The 24,816-nt window shown below is 49.9% G+C and carries 15 protein-coding genes; 9 read left to right on the forward strand and 6 right to left on the reverse strand.

The annotated features are described in order from the left end of the window. Positions 1-169 precede the first annotated feature (169 nt). The gene (gene glgC, locus VFA_RS10360) at positions 170-1,396 is read left to right on the forward strand and encodes a glucose-1-phosphate adenylyltransferase (RefSeq protein WP_004726712.1); all 1,227 of its coding nucleotides are present in this window, start codon (positions 170-172) and stop codon (positions 1,394-1,396) included. Between the two features lie 169 nt (positions 1,397-1,565). Here glgC and VFA_RS10365 read toward each other — a convergent pair whose 3' ends face one another. Both VFA_RS10365 and VFA_RS10370 read right to left on the reverse strand, forming a co-directional pair. After that, positions 1,566-4,712 carry a chitinase C-terminal domain-containing protein gene (locus VFA_RS10365; RefSeq protein ID WP_004726715.1) on the reverse strand — a complete coding sequence of 1,049 codons (3,147 nt, stop codon included), beginning with the start codon at positions 4,710-4,712 and terminating at the stop codon, positions 1,566-1,568. Positions 4,713-5,066: 354 nt separating this feature from the next. Next, the gene (locus VFA_RS10370) at positions 5,067-5,954 is read right to left on the reverse strand and encodes an AraC family transcriptional regulator (protein WP_004726716.1); all 888 of its coding nucleotides are present in this window, start codon (positions 5,952-5,954) and stop codon (positions 5,067-5,069) included. Positions 5,955-6,186: 232 nt separating this feature from the next. Here VFA_RS10370 and VFA_RS10375 point away from each other — a divergent pair, with 232 nt between their 5' ends. Both VFA_RS10375 and VFA_RS10380 read left to right on the forward strand, forming a co-directional pair. Continuing rightward, the gene (locus VFA_RS10375; protein ID WP_004726717.1) at positions 6,187-7,335 is read left to right on the forward strand and encodes an iron-containing alcohol dehydrogenase; all 1,149 of its coding nucleotides are present in this window, start codon (positions 6,187-6,189) and stop codon (positions 7,333-7,335) included. Positions 7,336-7,440: 105 nt separating this feature from the next. Next, complete coding sequence (locus VFA_RS10380) at positions 7,441-8,070, forward strand: lysoplasmalogenase (RefSeq protein ID WP_004726719.1); 630 nt, start codon at positions 7,441-7,443, stop codon at positions 8,068-8,070. Between the two features lie 36 nt (positions 8,071-8,106). Here the strand turns inward: VFA_RS10380 and torS are convergent, their stop codons facing one another. Then, positions 8,107-11,031 carry a TMAO reductase system sensor histidine kinase/response regulator TorS gene (gene torS / locus VFA_RS10385; RefSeq protein WP_004726720.1) on the reverse strand — a complete coding sequence of 975 codons (2,925 nt, stop codon included), beginning with the start codon at positions 11,029-11,031 and terminating at the stop codon, positions 8,107-8,109. 87 nt (positions 11,032-11,118) lie between these two features. On the opposite strand from torS, the gene torT reads away from it, so the two are divergent. Continuing rightward, positions 11,119-12,117: a TMAO reductase system periplasmic protein TorT gene (gene torT, locus VFA_RS10390; protein WP_004726722.1), complete on the forward strand. Its 999-nt coding sequence runs from the start codon at positions 11,119-11,121 to the stop codon at positions 12,115-12,117. 54 nt (positions 12,118-12,171) lie between these two features. Beyond that, on the forward strand, positions 12,172-12,627 hold the full coding sequence (locus VFA_RS10395) for a methylglyoxal synthase (RefSeq protein ID WP_004726723.1): 456 nt from the start codon (positions 12,172-12,174) through the stop codon (positions 12,625-12,627). Positions 12,628-12,690: 63 nt separating this feature from the next. On the opposite strand, the gene pncA is transcribed toward VFA_RS10395, so the two are convergent. The 3 genes from pncA to VFA_RS10410 form a co-directional block, all read right to left on the reverse strand. Continuing rightward, positions 12,691-13,317, reverse strand: a complete 627-nt coding sequence (gene pncA, locus VFA_RS10400) for a bifunctional nicotinamidase/pyrazinamidase (protein WP_004726725.1) — start codon at positions 13,315-13,317, stop codon at positions 12,691-12,693. Between the two features lie 30 nt (positions 13,318-13,347). Further along, entirely contained in the window at positions 13,348-15,411 is a 2,064-nt protein-coding gene (gene helD / locus VFA_RS10405) for a DNA helicase IV (protein WP_004726727.1), read from the reverse strand. Between the two features lie 206 nt (positions 15,412-15,617). After that, a complete protein-coding gene (locus VFA_RS10410) occupies positions 15,618-20,066 on the reverse strand; it encodes an Ig-like domain-containing protein (protein WP_232281703.1) in 4,449 nt (1,482 codons plus the stop codon). 422 nt (positions 20,067-20,488) lie between these two features. On the opposite strand from VFA_RS10410, the gene VFA_RS10415 reads away from it, so the two are divergent. The 4 genes from VFA_RS10415 to VFA_RS10430 all read left to right on the forward strand — a co-directional run bounded on the left by VFA_RS10415 (position 20,489) and on the right by VFA_RS10430 (position 24,811). After that, positions 20,489-21,802, forward strand: a complete 1,314-nt coding sequence (locus VFA_RS10415; RefSeq protein ID WP_038151555.1) for a TolC family outer membrane protein — start codon at positions 20,489-20,491, stop codon at positions 21,800-21,802. Positions 21,803-21,833: 31 nt separating this feature from the next. Continuing rightward, positions 21,834-22,430, forward strand: a complete 597-nt coding sequence (locus VFA_RS10420; protein ID WP_370447180.1) for an OmpA family protein — start codon at positions 21,834-21,836, stop codon at positions 22,428-22,430. Positions 22,431-22,703: 273 nt separating this feature from the next. Further along, positions 22,704-24,095, forward strand: coding sequence for an HlyD family type I secretion periplasmic adaptor subunit (locus VFA_RS10425; protein ID WP_004726734.1), 1,392 nt, complete (start codon positions 22,704-22,706; stop codon positions 24,093-24,095). A 53-nt stretch (positions 24,096-24,148) separates the two neighbouring features. Next, on the forward strand, positions 24,149-24,811 hold the full coding sequence (locus VFA_RS10430) for a transglutaminase-like cysteine peptidase (protein WP_038152197.1): 663 nt from the start codon (positions 24,149-24,151) through the stop codon (positions 24,809-24,811). The last annotated feature ends 5 nt before the right edge of the window (positions 24,812-24,816 follow it).

Raw genomic sequence — 24,816 nt, forward strand, 5'->3', positions numbered from 1 at the left:
TTCACAGCACCAACACGGTGCAATTTTAACGCACAAGATGCCTTGTTTTAGTGCATTAGTATTAACTAAACTACGTACATCCCATATTTGACGGTCATTCCAATTGTGGCGTGAAACTTGTACTACTCTCTAAAGTGGTTATGAATTGCACATGATTAGGGAGTAAAAGATGCAAGATACCTTAGCAGTCGTGTTGGCCGGCGGTATGGGCTCACGACTTTCCCCCCTCACCGATGATCGCGCAAAACCCGCCGTACCATTTGGCGGCAAATATCGCATCATCGATTTTACCCTCACGAACTGTCTGCACTCAGGCTTACGCCGCATTTTGGTGCTGACACAATACAAATCGCATTCATTGCAGAAACACCTGCGTGATGGCTGGTCCATTTTTAACCCCGAATTGGGCGAGTTCATTACTGTGGTCCCCCCACAAATGCGCAAAGGTGGCAAATGGTACGAAGGAACAGCCGATGCGCTGTTTCACAACATGTGGCTACTGTCACGCAGCGATGCCAAGCACGTCGTTGTGCTGTCCGGCGATCATATTTACCGCATGGATTATGCGGCGATGCTGGAAGAGCACATTGAGAAAGGCGCCACGCTGACAATCGCTTGCATGGATGTGCCACGCGAAGAAGCCAAAGCGTTTGGCGTGATGGCCACTGATGATGAACACCGTATTACCTCATTTGTTGAGAAGCCAAGCGATCCCCCCGCGATGCCTTCACAACCTGATCGCAGTTTGGCCTCGATGGGCATCTATATTTTTAATATGGAAACGCTCCAACAAGCGCTGAATGAAGACTCAGAAAACAGTGGTTCAAGTCATGACTTTGGCAAAGACATCATTCCAAAGCTGATCCCAACCCAAAGCGTGTACGCATATCAGTTTGGCAATGACAAAGGGCGCGTCGCGAAAGATTGCTACTGGCGCGATGTGGGTACGATTGACTCGTTTTATGAAGCCAATATGGATTTACTCGAGCCGGTTCCGCCCATGAATTTGTACCAAAAAAACTGGGCGATTCGAACGTACGAACCACAGCTTCCGCCGGCACGTACGGTGTCATCGGCTACGGGCAATGAAGGCATCTTTATCAACTCCATCATTTCCAACGGCGTGATCAACTCAGGCGGCTCGGTGCAGCACTCAATTGTCTCTTCCGGTGTGCGCATCAACGACGGCGCCACCATTGTCGACAGCATTTTGTTTGATGATGTGGAAGTGGGCGATGGTTGTCAGTTGGTCAACTGCATCATCGACAAGCACGTTAAAATTCCGCCGCACACGCAAATTGGCTTAAACCGAATTGAGGATGCCAAACGCTTCCAAATTTCTGAAAAAGGGATTGTGGTGGTGCCGGAAAGCTATCAATTCACGCCCCCTTCGTGAACCACGCATGAGTCACGCCGACGCGAAGCCTTCACTCCTATCAGCGAGTTAAGGTATCATGCGAGTTAAGGCTTCGCATTCGACGATATTGTTCCGAGCGCGCTGTATCGCTTATCCGTCACACAAAAAAACCGCCCCGAAGGACGGTTTTTTTCACAGTGGCTTCCCTTTACGGGCAGGTCACTTCCTCCCAGAACCAATTGGTCTGTGTTGGGCTTTCCCACACGCCTGGGCTGTTTTGCGCCACAAAGCACTTGCCGTTGTAGGTCACCGTCGTGCCATCGCTCACTTGCGTCGAACCGGGTACCCATTCCACAACATCACCCGGCTCAGTCGTTCCGCCGCCAGTGTCGCCACCGCCGGTGTCACTCCCATTTCCTGACGAGAGATCCGCGAGCGGCAAATCAGGTTGTTCAAACTTAAAGGCATAATCCTCGCCGTTAATGTTCACGCTGTAGTTTGCTGGCCCTGAAATCGGCAAGTAATACACCATGTCCAACTCGTAGCTATCGCCCGCTGGTAGCGTTTTCCAGGCTGGCAGCGAGAACGCGACGCGGTGCATTGTGCCATCCAAACCGCCGATGTTATCGGCACGCGTATGACCAGAGGCAATCACGCTCAAGCCGCCACCCGATTGGTCTTTGGCATTATCTGGCGCAGAAACCGGAATGTCGAACTGGAATACCGTGCCACCGGGAATATCAACGCCCGTGTTGTTGGTAAAGGTCACTTTCGGATTGATTGGGTAGTTCTGGTCGCCCACTTTAAAACCGCCAATCGACACAGTGATATCGACGGTTTCAGACGGAACCGCGCCCGTCGCCACGGTGTTGCCGTATGGCGTCGCCGCTTTGAACTTATCGTAAATGGCTTTGGTCATGGTGTTCCCCATGTGGTATTCACCTTGACCGCTTTCACACGCCTGTTCCGTGCTATCAATGCTGGTGCGTTGGCCGTTAGCATCGAGCACGTAGCAGTTGTAGTCTCCCGCGAGTTCCCAGAACATGATGCCGCCGATCTCTTTATCGATCACGTAATCTGCTTTTACATCAATGGATTGCTTGTCTTCCGTCGACAGGAACACTTTCTTCTCTGCGTTCCAAAGCCATGGCGCAATCGCCACACTGTCGTAATTACGGGCATACGTGCCAACCAGCGGTGCGGTGGTTGGATCCAAACCATAGGCCGCTAAATAGGAACCCCAAATGCCGTGCTCTAAGTTTTTCGCATGCCACATTGGGTTAGAACCTGCGCCCATCTCATCACCAGCGGCGTTGACATCGTGCCACATGTTATCTAGGCCCGTCGCGCCGTAACCGCAGTTGTTTTTCTCGCCCTCGCCCGTACCGGTTGGACACTCGCTTTGATTTGGCAAGGCCGCGCGGCCCCAAAGGCCATTATCACCACCAGTGACGCCCTGCCAACCGCGGGTGTAGTAAGGCACGCCAATGTTGATGCGACCCGCTGGCATTGAACCACGGAAATAGTGGAATGCCCAATCGGTGTTGAGGTAACCAATACCACCATATTGCGCCGTGCCGTACACATTCCATTGTGCCAGTTCAGAATCCTTCCCGGTGTCGTACAGTGCTGCGTTGTGACCAACATGGTCGTTCCACGCGCCATGCAAGTCGTAGGACATGATGTTCACGTAATCGAGGTACTGAGTCACCGCCATGGTTTCCATACCACGTAGCAGATAAGCCGATGATGGCGCGGCAATGGTCAGCATGTAATGCACACCATCTTGAGCGCTCGCCACATCCAGTTTTTCACGCAGCACACGCATCAGTTCGTGATAAGAATTCATCAGGTAAGCACGGCGTGATTCAGAGAATGCGGTGTCGTCAGGATTGCCCGCTCCCGCCATCGATGTTGGATATTCGTAGTCAATGTCCAATCCATCGAAGCGGTATTTTCGCATCATTTCAACTGCGGAATCAGCAAAGGTTTCAATGCCTTGTTGATTAATCGAACCGTCTGCGTTGGTGGTCATGGTATAGAAACCGCCATCCGCAACACGATTGCCATCATTGTCAAAATGCCCGCCCGTTTCTGCCCAGCCGCCAATCGAGATCAGCGTTTTCACACCATATTTTTGCTTGTAGGTTGCCAGTGCGCCGAAATGGCCTTTAAAGCCCAGCGTTGGGTCAATTTCAACGCCATCCCACTCTTTTCCAACCGCCGCGTTATTGGCATCGTTGACATCACCGACATTGACTTTGCCATCAGAACCAATGCTGACAAACGCGTAGTTGATGTGCGTGAGCTGTTCCCAAGGAATGTCTTTGACCAAGTAAGCGGTCTGATCATCGTCTCCCGATCGCCAACTGGTGAAATACCCAATGACGCGACGGGGGTGATCGGCACCCATTTTCTCGCGGCCGTCTTCATCGTACACCGTACAATACGGCACACTGACCCCTTCGGTTTGATACAAACCATCGGGACGACAGGTACTGACCACGGGACCGGCAGCCACCGTCAGCGTCGCCGCGGTCGAATCCGTTGTCGCGCCGACGTTATCAGTCGCGCGCGCAAACACAGCCAGCGCCCCCGAACGGGTGGTGGTGTAATCCAAAGTGTAAGGTGCAGAAGCGACTGTTCCCACTAGCGAGCCAGCCACGTAAAAATCGACTTTGTCGACACTGCCATCAGCGTCTGCAGCATTGGCCGTAAGCGTGACCACGGCCCCCACATCCACTTGGCTGGCAGACAACGTGATGTCTACCGTTGGCGCTTCGTTGCCCGGTTGGGTGCTGTCTGTCACCGAAACAGAGACTTGACTCGCCGTGCTGGCAAGTGCTTTGTCATCATAGGCAATGGCGCTGATTTGGTGTGTTCCTGCGACCGCCGTCCATGTGGCGCTGTACGGTGCACTGCTCGCTTGTGCAACCACCACACCATCAACCAGAAAATCGACACGTGCGATCGTCCCGTCGCTGTCTGACGCGCTGGCCGCCAGCGTCACCACATCTCCGGTTGTCAACACATCCGACGCCGACGGAGAGGTTAATGTCGCATTGGGAGCTTGATTGTCATCGCCACCGTCGGTCGTACAAGCATCTAGCAGTTTCCACTGCGCGTAATCACCGGAGAACTGCTCCGGATCGTTATTCTGCGTCCAATAATTGGCCTGATACGCAGACCCGTTGTATTGAACCTGATCGCCGCCGGTATAAATTGTGTCAGATTGCCACTCCGCCAGAGCAGAACAATCCACCGCTGCATAGCTGTTGAACGCCATGAGGCACGAAGCCGTCAAAGTGCTGAGCGTAAAGACACTCTTCGACACTTTAGCTCGATGTAAGCGCATTTTTATTTCCTTAAGTTATTGTTTCACGGGAATAAAGCTTTCAGTCCTTACGCTGAAAACTTTAATTTTTTTCGTAAAACAACTTTAGGTGACTTGGTAGAATTCACATCGACTAAAGTGCAAAACTTCAAAATCACTCGCAAACACAAACGTTCATCACGCAAATGTCACAAGGTTAATTTGCAGCAACAACTAATTTATGACGCCAGTGAACAGGCGAAAAAAAGCCCACACCAAATGACGGCGTGGGCATCTTTAAACAGGAGCATACCAAAATGCTCTTTAGGGGACTGTCAGTATCGTCGTTCTGCGAATGAGATAACAGAGTAAACAATCACCTTTCGACTTCCTCTTTTACGCAGCTTTTGCGCCCCGTGGGGTTTCGTTGAAGTGACGTTTGTATTCACGACTAAATTGCGATGGACTGGTGTAACCCACCAAACGCGCTGCATCGTTCACCCGCTTACCTTCTATTTGAATCAATTCTTTGGCTTTATTGAGACGCACTTTCTTCAAGTACTGCAGTGGCGATTCCATCGTGACGCCTCGAAAAGCTTGATGGAAAGATGAAATACTCATGTTGGCCTCTTCCGCCAGTTGCTGAACCGTGAGCTGCTGATCGTACTCGCGGTGCACTTTACTGAGCGCCTTCGCCACACGCGCGTAATGCCCTTCATGATGCGCCAAATCAAATAACACGTGCCCTTCGCAACTGGTCAATGCACGGTAGACCATCTCTTCCATGAGCGACGCTCCCAGAATCTGTGCTTCTAACCCATCGTTCAGCGCATGCATTAATCGTTTGCAGGTGTTGAGCATCTCTTCACCCATATTGACTGATTTGAGGCCGCATTGATTATCTTTATCCTGCTTACAAGGCTTGAACCCAGCCTGCTCCAACAGGTCGACTTGTTTGAGCAAAATCGAATGATCGATATCAATGCTCAACCCAAGTAATGGCTTACCGGCTTCGACAATCGCTTCACACTCAAGGGGCATCGGCACCCCCACCACCAAGTAGTCATTCGGACCGTACTGCACAGGATTGGGACCAATATGAATGTTTTTTTGTCCTTGCCCCAAGATGATAATACCCGACTGGTAAATAAACGGACGACGCTGATTGCCCGCGCCACTGCGATAAAACCAAACCCCAGGAATGGCAGTTTCTGCAATGCCTTCTAATTCATGCAATGAATGATGTTCAACATATTGTTGCATCAGCTTTGCCAATTCAGTCATCTGTTCACTCCGTATTCAAACCTCGCTCAAACTGCCATAAATTGTAGAATTAGGCAATTTAATTGCACGAATAGTCCTACAAAAACGGCTTCTTGAGGACTATTATGCACTCCATAACTTCCTGAATCGGTGGAACGCGTGATTCAGGACACTCTGGATTCAAGAAACACTGGATTTAAGAAATACTGCCTTTGGGGGATTTCCCCCTTTTTTAAAGCAAGAGGTGAGATCAATGCTATTTACCTACGTTAACCCAACACGTATTCACTTTGGCCAAGCTCAAATCGCCCAAGTTAAAAACGAAATTCCTCAAGATCAAAAAGTTTTGGTGATCTACGGTGGCGGCTCCATCAAGCGCAACGGTGTATACGACCAAGTGGTTGCCGCGCTGAGCGAGCACACTTGGGTGGAGTTCTCCGGCGTTGAGCCCAACCCAACCAAAGAGACTTTGGACAAAGCAGTCGCTATCGCAAAAGAGCAAGGCATTGATTACATTCTCGCTGTCGGCGGTGGTTCGGTGATTGACGGTTCTAAATACGTTGCCGCAGCAGCAAAATATGACGGCGACGGTTGGGATATCCTGACACGTAAACACGCCGTCACTGAAGCCACACCGATTGGTGCAATTTTAACATTGCCAGCGACCGGTTCTGAGTCCAACTCTGGCGCGGTGATCACCAAAGCAGAGACGCAAGATAAACTCTCGTTCATGACGAAGTTTGTTCAGCCTAAATTTGCAGTGATGGATCCTGATGTGATGAAAACACTGCCAGAACGTCAACTGATCAACGGCATCGTGGATGCTTGGGTTCACGTATGTGAGCAGTACATCACACGCCCAGTCGGCGCCATGGTGCAAGACGGTTATGCTGAAACATTGCTGAAAAACCTACTGATTCTTGGCCGCAACTTTGCAGGTCGTGACAACGATGCATGGCGTGCAAACCTGATGTGGAGTGCAAACCAAGCGCTGAACGGTTTGATTGGTACGGGCGTACCACAAGACTGGGCAACCCACATGATTGGTCATGAACTGACTGCCCTGTGGCATGTTGACCACGCACGATCTCTGGCGATTGTTCAGCCATCGCTGCTGCGTAATCAGATTGAAGCCAAACGCGCTAAACTAGAACAGATGGGAACCCACGTCTTTGGGTTGGAAGCTTCAGCTGACTTGGCAGAGCGCACCATTGATGCGATCGAAGCGTTCTATCACCAGTTGGACGTCGCAACTCAATTCGCCGAGCACGGCTTAACTGCCGCAGCCGCTGTCGATGCAGTTGTGAACCAGTTGGAAGCACATGGCATGGTGACACTGGGCGAAAACCAAGCGATCACACTGAAAGAATCTCGTGAAATCTTGACCAACGCGCTCGTGTAAGCCTTTGACATATTTACTAATAAGTTAAAGCCCTACTCTCAGCCTGTTAATCCTGTTAATATTTGGCAGCGCCTTTCGCGCTGCCTTTATTTTTTGGGATATCACATGTGGCCAAGCATTTTGCTGTTTTCTTGCATTCATCTGTTCTCGATTGAGCGCGGGCCACGTTGGCTATTCTACCTTTCCAAACCGCTGCCCGTTTTACTGATGGCGGCGTTGATCCCGTTCTCTTCCAGCGTGGATACCAATCTTGCATTTTGGATATTCAGTGGCTTAATTCTTTCCGCCATTGGGGATGTGCTGCTGTCGCTCCCCAAAGATAAATTTGTTAGCGGCTTAAGCAGTTTTCTGTTGGCGCACATCTGTTATGTGCTCGGTTATTTGGGAATGGTCAGCACCATCACGTGGTGGACACCGGCGGTGATTCTGGCACTGGGAATTTTGGCTTTTTTGCTGCTACTGCCCAACCTAGGCACCATGACATTGCCCGTCGCGATTTACATTTTGATTATCGTTGCCATGGGCTCAGCAACCGCTGAATATTGGCTGAGCTACAACAGCACCTCGGCCAAATTGGCCTTTACCGGCGCTTGCATCTTCATGCTCTCCGATCTGGTGTTAGCCATTGACCGCTTTCGCTCATCCTCCAAATTTTCCCGCCACGTCGTGATGTTTACTTACTACACCGCGCAGGCGCTGATTACGCTGTCGGTACTCAATTCGCGGCTGTTTTAGCGATCGCACGGCATCTTTAACGCTCACGCGACATCTTTAACGGTCACGCGACAACAGTGCGTCCAGCTCTACCAACGAAGCAGCGATCGTCGTTTCCAGCTCAACATACAGCGATTGCGCACTGGCTTGCGGTGAATCCGCTTGTTCGATCGATTGACACAGTATCATCGCTTGGGTTAAACCCAAGCTGCCAGCCGAACCTTTGAGTTTGTGTGCGGCTTGTTTCACGGCTTCTTCACTACTCGTTGACGCAGAAAAGATCGCCAAGGCTTGGCGCGCGCCATCGGCAAAGTAAGTCATGATTTCACGCATTTTATCTCGGCCCAACACCGCGACATCCTCTTCCAACTGCGCCACGTTGACTAATGCAGTATTTGATTGATGTGGCATTGATTGATGGTGAATCAAATGAGATTGAATCGAGTGCATGTTATTCGCTGTGGTTTCTGATAACTTGGGTACTCCCATATGCGCTGCAAGGGTGTTCGCCAATGCTGATTTCACCAGCGGTTTAGGCAGATAGCCATCAAATCCTGAAGCCAAATACCGGCTGACATCTTCAGTAAAGACATGAGCTGACACGGCGATCATCGGAATCGGCGTCTGTGCATGCTGTTGCTCTAACGCTCTGAGCTGTTTGAGCAAGCTGACGCCATCACCATCTGGCAAATTGATGTCCAAAAGCGCCACATCAAAACGCTGCTGGGCAAAAAGACGCAGCGCCTCTTTCACGTTCGATGCCATCACCGCGTGATGCCCCAAACTCGTTAAGAATCCTTCGGCAACCAGTTGATTGACGTCATTGTCTTCTACCACCAACACGGTCAGCGCAGCGGTTTGGCCAAGTGAGACCTCGTCGATACGATGGCACACCTCTCCCGCAGCCAAAGCCAATGAGAAATAGAACCGACTGCCTTCGCCCACTACCGATTCGCAACGCAGTTCGCCTTGCATGGCCGCCACTAAGCGATGGCTGATCGCCAGCCCCAATCCGGTCCCGCCTTGCGTCGCAAGCCCAGCCTCAGCTTGAGTAAAGGCATCAAACAGGGTCTGCTGATCCGTTTCATGAATCCCAATGCCCGTGTCACATACTTCAAACAGCAGCTTTTGTTCGTCGTCGGGGTCCGCGTACACCGCCAGGTCAATGTGACCGTGCGGCGTGAATTTGATCGCGTTGCTGACCAAATTATTCAGCACCTGTTGAAGACGTGTTTCGTCCCCTTGCCAATCCTCCGCGAGATCCGAATCCACGTGCAGATTGAGCGTGACACCTTTTTCGATGGCGCGACTTTCCATCAACTGATAGACATTACGCAACATGTGACGCAGGTTGAAATTGGCGTGGCGAATCTGCAAATGGCCCGCTTCAATTTTGGAGTAATCGAGCACATCGTTGAGAATCGCGAGCAGGTTTTGGCCACTTTGATCAATCACGTTCACGTAATGACGCTGCACATCAGACAATGGCGTGTCTTGAAGCAGATGCGCTGTGCCCAAAACACCATTCATCGGCGTGCGAATTTCATGGCTCATGGTGGCAAGGAACACAGATTTGCTGCGGCTGGCCTGTTCTGCATCCAAACGAGCTTTGGCGTGGTTGAGCACTTCTTGATTGAGTTTGTGGTTGGTTTCTCGCAGTTGCGTGGTGCGCTCTTCCACCACATCTTCTAGGTGCGCTTTATGCTCTTGCAGCTCTCGCTTGGCTTTAACTTCGCTTTCGGCCACCACGTTCAGCGCTTTGGCGGTATCTCGGGCGGTCGCGATGGCTCGTCCCATCTCCGCCAGTTCATCATGACCTTGCGTGTCGACCTCAACGTGTAATTGCCCTTTGGCAACGGAAAGGAGCGCCGCAGTATGACGTGCCAAGCGTTTCACCACCGATTGGTACACCACGCGCCATACAATTAACGTTGTGGCGATCAAACCCATCACACTGAGAACGGACAGTGTCCACTGCGCTAGGCTCAATGTTCGCGACAGTTGCACCACCGCCGCAGTTGCCGATTGGTTAGACGCATCGACCAACTGATTGACGCGTTGGTTTAACGAGGCGAACTGGTCCAGCGATTGTGTGGCCAATTTTTGCGCGCGCAACGTGCTGTCATGCCGGGCAATCAAATTTTCAAATATGGTTTGCTCTTGCGCCAATGCGGCGAGCAATGTCGCCATTTGTTTGGAGCGTGTGGGATCTTCAACCGCCTGAACACGGCGTTGCATGACATCGATGTTGCTGACAAATTCCTGTTGTAGCGCGACGATGCGTTGAATGTCGGTGACGGTGCGCGTCTCTTCGATTTCATTGAGCACTTTATATGCCAAGAGGTGTAGCTCGTGCAGGCGCTCCGACAAGTCCAGATCGACTTCAACTAACGTATCGAGCGCTTGGTATACCTGATCATTTCGTTGTTCTTTGAGCAAATCGTAAATGTGGGTGACATTCGCGACCGCCACGGTGCTGGTGTTGAGGACTTGGGTGCGGGTGAGCTGCTCTAGCTCTTGCGCCGAGGCGCGCATGTGAAGTGCTTGGTCAACGAGTGAGTCAGCCAACTGTAGCTTTCGCTCTACCTCTTGCCCCAGCAGCCCCAACGTATCAATCACGCTTTGTACATCCGCCTCAAGCGAGCTAAGCAGTTGCGTATCGGAGGAATCTTGTCCCAACGTTTTCACATGCCCCAGCAACTGATCGAGCTGATCAAACAGCAGCTTGCCCACGTGCTTGCGCTGAGTTTCGTCGGTGGCGTTCGACAACGTGTGAACGGATGCGATGATGCGATTACTCAGTTCGGCCACTTGGCGCGCTTCCAGCATGGCCGGAATGGCGCTGTTGACGACTTGGCGCTCCGTTTTAGAGACCTGCGAAAAGCCCAACATGCCAATGATGGCCGAAGACAGCACCAGACAAGCCATCGCGATAAACGACAACAATAATTTATGTCCAATACTGGTTTTGCTGATTCGCATACGGATGACCTACTAAGTCGCTTCTTTAACGGCTGAAATTGGGCTATATTTTGCAGTGTTTATCCCTATTCGCCAATGAATAACCTCATGCTTTGTCTGAATTTGTCGCGCTGGTTCTCCACCTTATTGATTTTGTCCTCTTCGATGCTGAGTTTGATGGCCGTGGCGCAGCCCAAAGTTTGCGCGCTCTACCCACACCTCAAAGACTCGTATTGGCTCTCCGTCAACTACGGCATGGTCGATGAAGCGCGCAAACAACACCTTGAGCTCAAAGTGCTTGAAGCCGGCGGCTATCCCAGCCAGTTGAAACAACAGCAGCAAATCAAAGACTGCATCGCTTGGGGCGCACAAGCCATTCTGCTCGGAACAGTGTCACCCGATGGTTATCACAATGATTTGAGCCAACTGACTGGCGATGTCCCCGTTTTTGCGATCGTGAATGAACTCATCTTAGACGATGATCAGCGCGCGCACCTTAAAGGCGGTGTCGGCGTAGATTGGTATTGGATGGGCTATTACGCAGGAGATTACTTGGCTCGGCTTCACCCAACAGGCAGCGGGCTAACCCCGATTGCCCTTCTACCGGGGCCAGAACAACGCGGCGGCACCAAACCCATGGTACAAGGCTTTTATGATGCCATTGGGCACAGCGACATTCGCATCGCCACCACCTTGTGGGCCGACAATGACAAAGAGCTGCAACGCAATTTAGTGCAACAAGCGATTGAACAACCACGCATTCAATATATCGTCGGCAGTGCTGTCGCCATTGAAGCGGCGATCAGCGAGCTGCGAAACGCCAACAAGCAACATCAGATTCAATTGGTCTCAACCTACTTGAGTCATGGCGTTTATCGCGGTCTACTCAGAGAACGCGTGGCGTTTGCGCCAAGTGACAAGATGGTCAAACAAGGTCGTTTGTCGATTCGTCAGGCAGCTCATTACTTACGGGGAGAAGCGTATGAGCGTCACGCGGCTCCCGAAATAGCAAAACTCACACCGGAAACGCTCGACGAGCAAATTATTGCTGAATCGTTATCTCCATCTGAATTCAGACCGACTTTTGAAGTAAAAGTCGTTGAATAGACAAGCGCTTTTGGTTATTACACATGAAGCTTAGACACATTAGGATAAGAACCAATGAAAAAAACAACGCGCACCATGGCGGCAAGTAAACACGTCGCATTAGTTGCTCACGATAACTACAAAGGCGAGCTGCTGCGCTGGGTCAAAGAAAACCTCGAAAAGCTTCAAAAGCACTCACTTTACGCCACAGGTACCACCGGCCACATGCTCAGCAAAGAGACTGGCCTTGAGATCACCAGCATGATCAGTGGCCCGATGGGCGGCGATCAACAGATCGGTGCCATGATTTCGGAAGGGAAAATCGATGTGATGATTTTCTTCTGGGATCCGCTGAACGCAGTACCGCACGACCCAGATGTGAAAGCCCTGTTACGTATCGCCAGTGTGTGGAACATTCCTGTCGCAACCAACCGCGCCACCGCGAAGTTCCTATTTAACTCAGAGCTGATGGCACAACCGGTGGACATTGAGATCCCAGACTACCAAGCCTACCTTGCTGAACGCACCTAAATGGCCCTAAAAAAATCCCCTCTGATGAGGGGATTTTTGATTGAACAAGGTTGGCCTCACGGCTTAGCCGATTGATGCCAGAAATTCATCGGAGGAGATCACGCGGCATCCGGACGCCTTCATCGCTTCGAATGCTTGATGGGAATCATCCGGAGACAGGTTCACGCCGCGACACGCATCGGCAATCACTGTGGTTTGAAGCCCCAACGATGCGGCATCGAGTGCGGTAAATTTCACGCAGTAATCCGTCGCCAAACCGACAATGTAAACCTCGTCAATGCCCTTGTCTTTCAAGTAATCGGCCAGTCCGGTACTTTGCTGGCGTTGGTTATCAAAAAAACCGCTGTAGCTGTCGATCGCCGAATGGGTGCCTTTGTACACCACATACTCGATCTCGTCAGTGTTTAAACCGGGAATAAACGCCGCACCATCGGTATGCTGCACGCAGTGATCCGGCCACATGATTTGGCTGACCCCATTGAGATCCACCATATCGCCAATCGATTTACCTTGCACTGAAGCAAAACTCGCATGATCCGCAGGATGCCAATCCTTGGTCGCAATGACATGATCAAAATGAGGGAGAAGTCGATTAATGACCGGAACAATCACATCACCTTCCGGTACCGCCAACGCGCCACCCGGTGCAAAATCATTCTGCACATCAACTAAAATTAGCGTCTTGCTCATCCATTTGTCCTTATCCGATAAAGGGAGTCGTTATTTCTGTTTCACAACCGGATAGTCGCCGGCCAGCAATTCCTGCACAAATGCCGAACCATTCCCGCTGTGCGTGATCCATACTTTGTCTTTCGCCCGCGTCATCGCCACATAAAACAAGCGGCGCTCTTCAGCGTAAGGGAAACGATCAGACGACTGCGTCAAAGCGCTGTCTAAATGCAAACTCTTCACGCGTGCCGGGAACTGCCCTTCATCCACTGCCAGCACAATCACGTAGTCCGCTTCTTTCCCTTTACTTGCATGACAAGTCATAAACTCGATACGCAGTGACAAGTAATGATTCTGCCAATCACGCAAAAGTTCTGGCTTGTGATAATGATTTCGACCAAGTAACAAGACCGTTTTCATGCCACTGGCCTGACGGTTGAGTTGATCCAGCACTTTTTCCACATGATTACTTGGCGCCACATAAACCGCTTTTTGTTTTTGAGTCTTGAAGCTGTTGAGAGCTTTGGGCACCTGACTTGGGTTTTCCTGCACAAATCGGTTGGCAACGCTGCCAATTTGATCATTGAATCGATACGTTGTATCCAAGTAATGGACTGTGGAATGCGGGAAACGCGCGGAAAAATCGGTCGTGAGGTTGACATCCGAGCCAGCAAACTGATAAATGGACTGCCAATCATCGCCCACGGCAAACAAGTTGGTGTGATTGGGTTTCTGTTCACACAAAGATTGAATCAGTTCCAAGCGCTGCGGTGAAATATCCTGATATTCATCGATCATGATGAATTTCCATGGGCTATCGAATTTGCCTTTTCTGACATAATCCGTCGCGCGACTAATCATGATGTTGAAATCAATCTGATTGCTCTCTTTTAGCATTTGTTGCCAAGCTTGATAACACGGCCAAGTTAGCGACAGTTCGCTATTTAAACGCGCGTAATCCGGATGCTCAACCAAACGCTGTTGAATCTCTTTTTTGCTGATGCTGAGCTGTGCGAGCTGATCCAGCTGTTTTTCCAGCCAAGCGATGAGTTTGGGGTTTTCCACGTGGCTGCCCAGTTCATCATCTCCTGCCAAATAGGCAATCGGCCATTTCGCCAGATGTTTCTGCCAACGTTTGAAGTTGGTCGGCGTCATCCAATGCCGTTTGAGCCAGTCGATACACCACGCTTTCTTGAGTTTGTCATCCAGCGCAATCGGCGAAATCACCACGCTCTGACCTTCTACCTGATTGAGAATATACAAGCCCAATTGATGGAAAGTATTCACGCGCGCTTTTTCCGCCGCAAGACCGATTTTGTCGCTCAGGCGTTGTTCCATCTCTTTTGAGGCATCACGACCAAATGCGACCAACAGAATATCTTCTGCATTGGCCAGATGGCTTTGCAGCAAGTACGCGACACGAGCGGTCAACACACTGGTTTTACCCGAACCCGCACCAGCCAAGACTAAGTTGTGATCATCGTTGAGCAAAACGGCTTGTTGCTGCGACACATTCAGCGGAGACGATTCTAATTTAGAGAACAAGACTTCCCAGTTCAGGCGTTCATTTTCGATCCACTGGTGATTGCGTTCCAACAAGGATTCACTGGTATCAAGCAACCAAGGGGACAAGAGTTCGATATGCTCAGGTAAGCGCTGATGCGCCTCTTCTAGCGTCATGCCCATGCTTGAAAGATCATCAAACACCGACGTGACCCAGTGATCAACCAAAGAGTGTGGTAAGAATGACGGTAAACGCTGCAAATAACTCAGTTCATTTTGCCATTTCGGCAGGTAGTGACTGAGTTGGGCACATTGACGATTGTGCCATTCCTGATAGATCGCGACCAGTTTATGCGCAAATTGACGACATTCCGGCCAAGGCAATCCTTGAACCAACCAAGACCGCTGCACGCCCTGTTCTTCATGGGCATAAAATTGAAGCGCTCCCCAAACCAAGCCACGATGAATTTTAATCTGACCATTCCAGACATTGAACGGAATGCGTTCTTCACTGAGATGCGACGAGAGCACAACCCGCTCATCTTCAAGTCCAACTTGATGATATTCGTTAGATATAAAAAATTGTGCAGTCTTTTTCGCACTTAGCTGCATTGATCATTACTCATCGATTTCGTTGTCGACAATCATAACCTAAACGACCGTGGCTATGAAAAAATAATGTCAATTGTTTGCGTAGATAACACCCACAACCTGCGATTAAACAAGGTGTTAAGTCCAACGAATGCACCGTATGTTTATACGTTCAAAAAGTATACGTTCAAAAAGAAAAAAGCCCATCAATTGATGGGCTTTATCAGTTAGTTGTTATCCACTTTTATAATGTCATGTAACAGCGTGGTGATGTCTGCACTGGTTGATTGGCTATTAATATCGAACTCAACGGCCCCATCATTCAACACAATGGATTGCGTATAATTGTTCGCGGCAATCGTCAGCTCAAGCTCCGAACCATCCACTGTCACTTCAATGTTTTCCAGTAGATCTTCCATCGAACTGTAAGACGTCTCGTCGAGCATATGTGACAAATCAATCTTATCGCCTGCATGGAAGTCAGTAATGACATCCATGTGGTTCTTAAACTGACCATCGACGGCAGCGTTGAGGGCTCCTTCACCACCGAAGACAAACAGGTCATGGCCATCACCACCGGTCAGAATGTCGTTGCCATACCCGCCAATGAGAATGTCATCCCCCGCACCACCATTGAGCGTATCATCACCACCTTGGCCATAGAGGATGTCGTCCCCAGCGCCGCCATTGAGGATATCGTCACCACCACGAGTATCACCCGCAACGTTAAATAACTCATGATTGTCTTTGATGAATTCATAGATATCGACCTGAGACGGTGTTACCCCATCACGCAATTCTAAGAATTCAACCAATCCGTTGTACCCTGCGCCAATTTTCGAGTCAGCATCAACGCCCACATCTGCCCATGGTAAACCATCCGTGTTAATTGAATCACCAAACAGGATATCGTTACCTTCGTTGCCGTTGACCGTATCGTTGCCCATCTCCGCAATGTCAGTGATGGTTTCAGCACCTTGCAGTGCTGCTTTTAGTTCATCAGCTGAATTTACAATTTGGACTTCGCCAGCTTGAGCATAGTAAGGGATGTAAGTATCAATTGATCCGACTTCTGCCCACGCCTTACTACTTCCATTATACCCATCGGTATCTCTATCACCTTCAAAGTTGAATTCAAAGTAGTACGTACCTGCGTTCGCTACGTCAATGTTGATAGTTTCCGAGTGACCCGTTGATCCACTCGCAGCAAGTGTTCCATCAGCATGGTATAACTCCCAGAAAAAATCGCCTCTAGAAACACGAACATCAAACTTAATAGTTGAATGATCATCGACAATTGACGTCATTTCAGAAACGTATCTAGTCGCTGATCTGTTATCACTCCATTTATAATCGGGATCAGTCATCACCAATTTATCGTCTGCATAGTACACGCTGCCTGAACCATCGGTTTGTGTTAGCTGAGCGTGAGTGCCATCATCAAAATGCAAGACTTTATTCGAAACATACAGGCCTTCAACAGCTTGCAATGACGTATCTGATGTATTGTCAAAGAACATCAACCGGCCTTCTGTAATACCACTACCGATACCAATCGCATGTACGGCGCTCTGACTGCTCAAGTCTTTGAATGCCTCTAACGCGTCATACATATCCCGGTAATCCGTTTGATTGCCCGCACCGTTATCACCACTATTACTAAAGGTTGGATCCCCATCCGTTAGGAAATAAGTTAAATTCTCATAGCCCTCTGTTGGCTGATGACTAAACCAATTACTCGCTAAATCAAACGCCGCTTCGTAGTTAGTGCCCCCTTCGGCATCCATATCTTGAATTTCTGTCAGCAATTGCTGCAAGTTATCAGCGGTGAGTTGAAGTGTTAGCGCTGAGTGAGCACTAGATTCAAAACCAATAAGATTAATATTGATAACACCATCATGATTCACTAAATCTGTAGCAAGGTTTGTGAGAGCATCGATGACTAGTTTCATTCGCGAAGCATTATACTGTGACTGGCTTTGGTAACTATTGCTGAAACCATTGTCATTGCCAGCTAAGTCAAACTTCATCGAACCTGACGTATCGATAATTAGAGCAATATTGTAATTGACACCCGGTTGAACACTGACAACATAGCCGCCAATATCGCCCATCAACACATCGTCGCCTTTTCCACCTTCCACTGTGTTGTCACCGTTAGGTGCGCTGTCCGGCAGACCAACAGAACCAATGTCTGTTGATGCGTATTTAGGGAGATCCAACGCTTCACCGTTGAGGTCAACTTCTTGTGCGCCAACTGTCACTGATAATTCTGGTGATGTACCTGTCGGCGCTTCAACCACGACGGTTGCTTTGCCATCAGAATCCAGGGCGCTGACCGGAATGCTCCAACGTCCGTCACCGAGGTTCGTACCAACAGATAATGTCGCATCATCTGGCACACCGGAGACAATGACCTCTGTGACGACTTCGCTGCCATCAGCATCGTTGAGATCAACGTCGATATTGAGTTCAAATAAGTCGGCGGTCTTGACGAGTTTGCCATCACTGATCTCGTACTTGCCATCATTCAAATACAGCGTTTCGATACTGTAAAAGTCATGGAACGCGCCGGTAACCTTATCTTTCAAACGCAAGTCAAACGAATCACAATCGTCTCGCTGGATCAGTTCAAGATCAGCAAGTGAACCCGGTAAATAGGCAACATCGGTCCCACCTTCGCCGTAATATGCTGTCGTGACCGAAAGCGACGTTGAAATCAGGGTGTCGTTACCATTGCCGCCAGTATCATCACCGTAAAGATCCAACGTACCATTCGTCACGTTGCCACCAATCAGAATATCCGAACCACTGCGACCGAATATTTGCTGAACGGATTCATCACCAATCAGGACATTGTTTTCACTGTTACCCCAAAGGCGTGCACTTTCTTGATAACCGTCATTCACGTGGTTCTCTTCAAGCTGCTCCACGAAATCAACCACATAATTATCAACGCTATTAAGCGAAGCCGTCACAGACAGACCATCCGACACGGGTTCAACGTGCACAGTCACAGTGGCTGAATCCGTTAATCCATCGCTGTCTTGCACCGTGTAGGTAAAGGTCGCATCGCCATTAAAGCCAGCCGCTGGCTTAAAGCTGATCGTCCCATCCTCGTTCAGCGTCACCGTCCCTGTCGACGGAGAATCGACAGAGATAATGGTTAATGTATCACCATCTGGATCAGAGTCGTTTGCCAGCACAACAGATGGGTCAATCGTGAGACTGCCATCTTGCACCATGCAGAGTTCATCGCCCAGCACTGGCGCATCAAGCAGTGGAGAGAAGTTCCCCACAAGGGCTCCGTCTTCATATTGTCCAATGGCGATATCCAAAACGGCATTGCCACCTTGATCCCAATAGACAATTTCGACACTGTGGTAACCATCTGAATCTAAGGTAAAGGTGTCATGAACACGTTCAGTCGTGGACTGGATACCGTCGTACTGAGCAACCACTTGACCATCGATTTTAATAAAGTAACCGTCGTCCGCATTCACTTTCAGCGAATAAGTCCCTGCTGCCAAGAACACTGCGCCAGTCAACAGCATCACACCATCGGTGGTGGAGCTCGGTACAGACCCTTTCATCGAGCTCGCATCAGAACCCAAGAAGTCTTGTAACTGCGACTCGGACGTCAAACCACCATATTTATTACTATTACTTAACTGGTAATCAATGTTAGACACATCAAACGTCACGTTCGGCTCATTTTGAGCAATAAGCGCCAGAGCATCTGCAACCGAATCCATGTTCCCCAAACCACCCGAATGCTCGTTATAAGCATAATATTTGCCCGAGAAGCAGTGATTGCTGGTTGATGTGTCGTCTTGGGCGATAGGTGCCGCATCGTCGTCGATGATGGTCGCTGTGCCTGTCGCAACATCAGTGCCATTGCCTACCGTCAACGTGAACGTTTCATTCGCTTCGTCGATGGTGTCTTGTGTGGTTTGGACTGTCGCCGTGAACGACGTCACGCCCGCTGGCACCGTGATCAGACCCGTTTCGCTGTCGTACGTCACGCCATTGCTGAACGTCACACTGCTGCTGTAGTCATCGCTGCCCGCTGTATCGGTCGCGCCACCCAAGTCGAACTCGTAAGTGGTCGCACTGCTGCTCGCATTGCTCAACGTCACGGTGAACACCGCGTCTTGACCTTCATCCACTTCTGAGCTGCTGATGGTCGACACGGTTGGATTTTCCGAAGTCGCATCAGCGCTCGATGCCGCAGACGTCACCAAAACGCTCGACAGTGCCAAACTTTGTGTTTGAGAAAGGCCTAAGCTTTCGAAGCCGGTGGTGTCGAAGCTGGTGATCGCGATGGTTTCTGAGCCGATGCGTTCGACCGTGGCGGCGGCGGTGAGTGCCGAACCTTGGCCTCCGCCGGCTGCGGGAGCAAGTTCTTCGTCTACCTGGGTGGGATCCTGCCCCTCTTCTAGGGCGGCAAAAATACGCGCAACGTCGTCTGTGATGTCTTGTGGGTTGTTATTGGCGTCAATGATCTGCGTTTTGAGTGCAGCCTCATCACTGATGTCATCACCGCGTTGCACGATCACCGTTCCTTGCGGCAATTTCTCCCCGATGAGCGCGGTTCGAATATTGCCATTCACGTCGATGACGATCATTTGGTTTGCAGACAGAATCCCACTAAACACAAGAGAGTTAACACTCATAAAAGACAACCCCAGAAACTTTTTTAGTCATTTTACCGCACAACATTCACACATTGACGGCATTTATTATTTAGGAAAATTTCTCGAAAGATATCACTAAACCTTAGTTAAACAAAGGTTAAAACGACGTACTGTTAACGTTTTTTTGACGCATTTAATAATTTTTGACCACAAATCATTGGAACGAACATCACATTAAAAATGTGACAATCCCGCCTTTATTTTGAGGATACATGTAGGTAGAATCCGCGCCTTATTAATGAGTTAACGTCATAGCACCCTTTTGCTGTGCAACAGGTTGATAATTTATCGCTGTTTTCCGTCACATTTTTGACACTTCAACTCATTCGTCCAATTAATGAGACAGGTTCTAGATTAGACTCTGCGCTCATTTATTTTTTACCTGACATGGGAGTTTGATTTTGAAAGGGTTTTCCTTAAGTACTCTGGTATGTGCCCTTGCGATAACCAGTCCTGCACTTGCTCAAACGTTAGAACAAGCGGTGTCGTTAACTTTGGCATCAAATCCTGAACTCAAAAGTGCATTTAACCAGTACAAAAGTCGCGTATCTGAATCTAATGCGGTTTCAGGTGCTTACCTTCCACGTATCGATCTCGATGCCGGAATTGGGTATGAAGGAATCAACCCAGCAGAATCAAGCAGTAGTGAAAATACGGACATGACGCGCAAAGACGTCACACTGACCTTGAATCAGTTGATTTGGGATGGCTCTGCAACGTTGAACGACATGGACCGTACGGCCGCAGAAGCTGAAGCCGATCGCTATCAACTGTTGGCCGATGCGTCCGACAAAGCCTTGGAAGTTGCCAGAATCTACTTGGAAGCCACGAAAGCCCATGACGTGTTAGTTCTCTCTGAGAATAACTTAGCAACGCACAAAGAAATCTACCGCGACATTAAGAAGCGCTCAGAATCCGGTATTGGCTCAATTGCAGATGTGACTCAGGTGGAAGCGCGGATAGCAAAAGCGCACGGAAATCTCTTGGCGGCTCAGAACAACCTTTTTGATGCCTATACCCAGTTTCGCCGTCTAGTCGGTCAAGAGCCATTGGGATTATTGTTCCCACGCGCCGACAGTACAGCCCTGCCTTTAACTGTTGACGATGCCATCGAACGCGCTCAGCAATCTCACCCGGTCATTAAAGTTGCGCAAACCGACGTGGATGCTGCTCGTTCGCAGTATAAACAGTCGAAAGCGCCGAATTATCCAACGGTGTCCTTTGAAGCCTCTCAAACCTGGCTCAATGACGCCGGGGGCTATAAAGGCAGTAGTGACGAAACCACGGCCATGATTCGCGTGCGTTATAACCTGTTTAACGGGGGTTCTGACCGACACAGAACCGAAGGCGCCGCGTATCAGCTCAACCAAGCCAAGGACCTACGCGAAAGCACGTTCCGCACTGTAGAAGAAGGGCTTCGATTGTCGTGGAATGCATTGGATTTAACGCTGCAACAAAAAGAGTTTTTGGCAGATCACGTTGATTCGGCCTCAAAAACGGTCATTGCTTACCGCAAACAGTATTTGATTGGTCAGCGCACCCTGCTGGATTTGTTGAATACCGAAAATGAACTGTTTGAAGCACGTAAAGACTATTTGGATGCGAAATACGCGGAACAATACGCCAAATACCGATTAATGAATGCGACTGGTAATTTGTTGGATGCGTTGCGCGTTGACGTGCCGGCTGAATGGATGGAAAAGGTAGAGTATTAACATGAACATTCGCACTTTGTTGCTGGCTGTAATGGCTGTGTCGTTATCACGTCCGCTATTGGCAAATGAAGAGCCCAATCCCGACGTTTACGACTATATTCAAACCCCGGTCGCAAACCAGATGGATGATTTGTTGGATGACGATAATGACGGCGTCATCAACGCACGAGATAAATGCCCGGACACGCCCGCAGCATCGCAGATCGATAATGAAGGCTGTGGCACCGCGATCAAATCGTCGCATTTACAAAAACTGCATATTCTGTTTGCGAACAATTCGAGTACGATTCCGCCAGTATTTATGAATCAGATTCGCCAGATGGCTGATTTTCTTAAGCTTTACCCAGAAGCATCCATTGAACTGCAAGGCTACGCCAGCAAAGTCGGTAAAGCTGACCACAACTTGGCGTTATCAAAGCAGCGTTCTGAAGCTGTACGTCTGCAACTGCTGCGTTTCGGAGTCACGCCAAAGCGCATTCGCATCGTCGGTTATGGCGATACGGTGTTAGCCGTCAACGGCGAAGATCAAGTCAGTCACGCACAAAACCGCCGCGTCACCGCGAGTGTGGTTGGGTTTAAAGGTGAAATCGTAAAAGAGTGGACGGTGTTCACGACGCTACCGCGATAAGCTGAATTCCACCCGCGCCCCGTCAAATGGTGATCGCGTCAACACCCAGTCTTCATACCGATAAAGTCCCGAACACTTTTGCTCGGGACTTTGGTGTTTTGTCACGTTGTTCCATTGATGGCCATCAGAAAAACCATAAATATCTGCACCATGTATAAAAAATTCCCATGCATCATAGTCAGTTATAAAAATAGCAGACATAATTAAGCTACGCTTTATCTTATACACGATGTCATTGTTCCAGGCTCCATTAAACCATCGCAGGATCGCACCATGAGTCAACGCAGTTACCACCAGCTCTCGCCCGGCGAACTTGAATTTGTCGACGACCAGACAGCCGCACTGCTGCTCAATACGCCCAGCAGTGCCCGGATTATGTTGTGGGTCATGGTGCTATTTTTCATTCTGGCGGGCGCGTGGGCATCGTGGGCACAAATCGACAAAGTCACGGTAGGCCAAGGCAAAGTCGTTCCCTCGTCGCAAATTCAAGTGGTGCAAAACCTTGAAGGCGGCTTGGTCAAACAGATTCTGGTTCGTGAAGGCGAGCAGGTCAAAAAAGGTCAACAGTTGCTGCTGATTGACGACACCCGCTTTCGTTCCGACTATCGCGAGCGCGAACAACAAGTGGCCAACCTCACCGCCAGCGTCTTGCAGCTTTCTGCGTCCATCGCCAGCGTGGTGGTCAATGATGAATTCACGGAAGCCGAGTGGGAAAAAAGCGTTCGCATTGATTACACCAAGCTTGCGTTTCCGCCCGCGTTGGTGGAATCCCAACCCGATTTGGTTGAACGTCAGCGCGCTCAATATCGCCAAGATTTGGATAACTTGCGCAACCAACTGTCGGTTATTTCGCAGCAAGTAAAACAGAAACAACAAGATTTGGTCGAGATCCAAGCGCGCGTGCGTAACTTGCGCCAGAGCTACAGCTACGCCAATAAAGAGCTGGAAATCACCAAACCACTGGCGGATGAAGGCGTCGTGCCGCGCATCGAATTGCTGAAGTTACAGCGTCAAGTGAACGATACTCGCCGCGATCTCACCTCTAGCGAACTCAAAGTGCCGGTATTGAAATCCGCGCTGCGTGAATCGATGCTGAGCCGTATCGATGCGGCACTGAAGTTCCGTTCCCAACAACAAGAAGCACTCAACCAAACTCAAGACAAACTCTCAGCGATGACGGAATCCACCGTCGGCCTTGAAGATCGAGTCAACCGTACTGTGGTGCTCTCCCCTGTGACAGGCACCATCAAAACCCTGTACGTCAACACTGTTGGTGGCGTGATTCAACCGGGGATGGACATTGTCGAGATCGTCCCCACGGAAGATACCTTGTTAGTCGAAGCGCAGATCGCACCGCAAGACATCGCATTTTTGCGGCCAGATCTCCCTGCGATTGTTAAGTTCAGCGCCTATGATTTTACCAAATACGGCGGGTTAGAAGGCACGTTGGAACACATCAGCGCCGACACGTCCCAAGATGAGGACGGCAACAGTTTTTATCTGGTGCGAGCGCGCACCAAAGAGACGTCTCTCGGTCACGATGAAAGCCTGCCGATCATTCCCGGCATGACGGCCTCGGTCGACATCATCACTGGTAAACGGACCGTGCTGGACTACTTACTTAAGCCCATCCTCAGCGCCAAAAACAACGCACTGCGGGAATAACGGAGAAGTGGCAACCTCATGAGAACGGATGAGCCGCAGTGGCGACACGTAGTGTGAAGCGTTGGCTGGCGGTGCTGGCTGCGTTGGCAGTGTCTTCGCTGGTCGGCGCCTTGAATACCCAAGAGCAACAGTGGGTGGATGCCGTAAGCGCCACCTACGGCGAACGTGCGGGTAAACGCGTTGCCACGTGGCGCAGCGAAATGGCCCGTTATCACGCGTTGCCGGAGCGTGAGCAGCTCACCGAGGTGAACCGGTTCTTTAATCAGCTCTACTTTGTCAATGACGATGTGCTATGGGGCAAAAATGATTATTGGGCGACGCCGCTAGAATTTTTGGGCAGTAACGCTGGCGACTGTGAAGATTTCACCATCGCCAAATATTTTTCACTGCTGGAACTTGGGGTTTCAGACAAAAAGCTGCGCTTGGTGTACGTCAAAGCCATTGAGTTGAACCAGTTTCACATGGTGTTGGCCTACTACCAAACCCCAAGCGCGCAGCCGTTAATCTTGGATAACATCAACCCACAAATCAAACCGGCATCACAACGTCGGGACCTGCTGCCGATTTACAGCTTTAATGGTCAACATTTGTGGTTGATGAAATCCAAAAATGGCGAACTCGCAGGCAACTCTTCACGGCTCAGCCTGTGGAATGACTTACGTTCACGCGAACGCTCGCTGAACTTGAATAAACCGTTGGTCAATTACGATGAGTAGGTAAG

Source organism: Vibrio furnissii CIP 102972, from assembly GCF_000176175.1.
Taxonomy (GTDB): Bacteria; Pseudomonadota; Gammaproteobacteria; order Enterobacterales; family Vibrionaceae; genus Vibrio; species Vibrio furnissii.

Coding starts and splice junctions, on each gene's coding strand:
- glgC (WP_004726712.1), top strand. CDS start 170: ATGCAAGATACCTTAGCAGTCGTGTTGGCCGGCGGTATGGGCTCACGA.
- VFA_RS10365 (WP_004726715.1), bottom strand. CDS start 4,712: ATGCGCTTACATCGAGCTAAAGTGTCGAAGAGTGTCTTTACGCTCAGC.
- VFA_RS10370 (WP_004726716.1), bottom strand. CDS start 5,954: ATGACTGAATTGGCAAAGCTGATGCAACAATATGTTGAACATCATTCA.
- VFA_RS10375 (WP_004726717.1), top strand. CDS start 6,187: ATGCTATTTACCTACGTTAACCCAACACGTATTCACTTTGGCCAAGCT.
- VFA_RS10380 (WP_004726719.1), top strand. CDS start 7,441: ATGTGGCCAAGCATTTTGCTGTTTTCTTGCATTCATCTGTTCTCGATT.
- torS (WP_004726720.1), bottom strand. CDS start 11,031: ATGCGAATCAGCAAAACCAGTATTGGACATAAATTATTGTTGTCGTTT.
- torT (WP_004726722.1), top strand. CDS start 11,119: ATGCTTTGTCTGAATTTGTCGCGCTGGTTCTCCACCTTATTGATTTTG.
- VFA_RS10395 (WP_004726723.1), top strand. CDS start 12,172: ATGAAAAAAACAACGCGCACCATGGCGGCAAGTAAACACGTCGCATTA.
- pncA (WP_004726725.1), bottom strand. CDS start 13,317: ATGAGCAAGACGCTAATTTTAGTTGATGTGCAGAATGATTTTGCACCG.
- helD (WP_004726727.1), bottom strand. CDS start 15,411: ATGCAGCTAAGTGCGAAAAAGACTGCACAATTTTTTATATCTAACGAA.
- VFA_RS10410 (WP_232281703.1), bottom strand. CDS start 20,066: ATGAGTGTTAACTCTCTTGTGTTTAGTGGGATTCTGTCTGCAAACCAA.
- VFA_RS10420 (WP_370447180.1), top strand. CDS start 21,834: ATGGCTGTGTCGTTATCACGTCCGCTATTGGCAAATGAAGAGCCCAAT.
- VFA_RS10425 (WP_004726734.1), top strand. CDS start 22,704: ATGAGTCAACGCAGTTACCACCAGCTCTCGCCCGGCGAACTTGAATTT.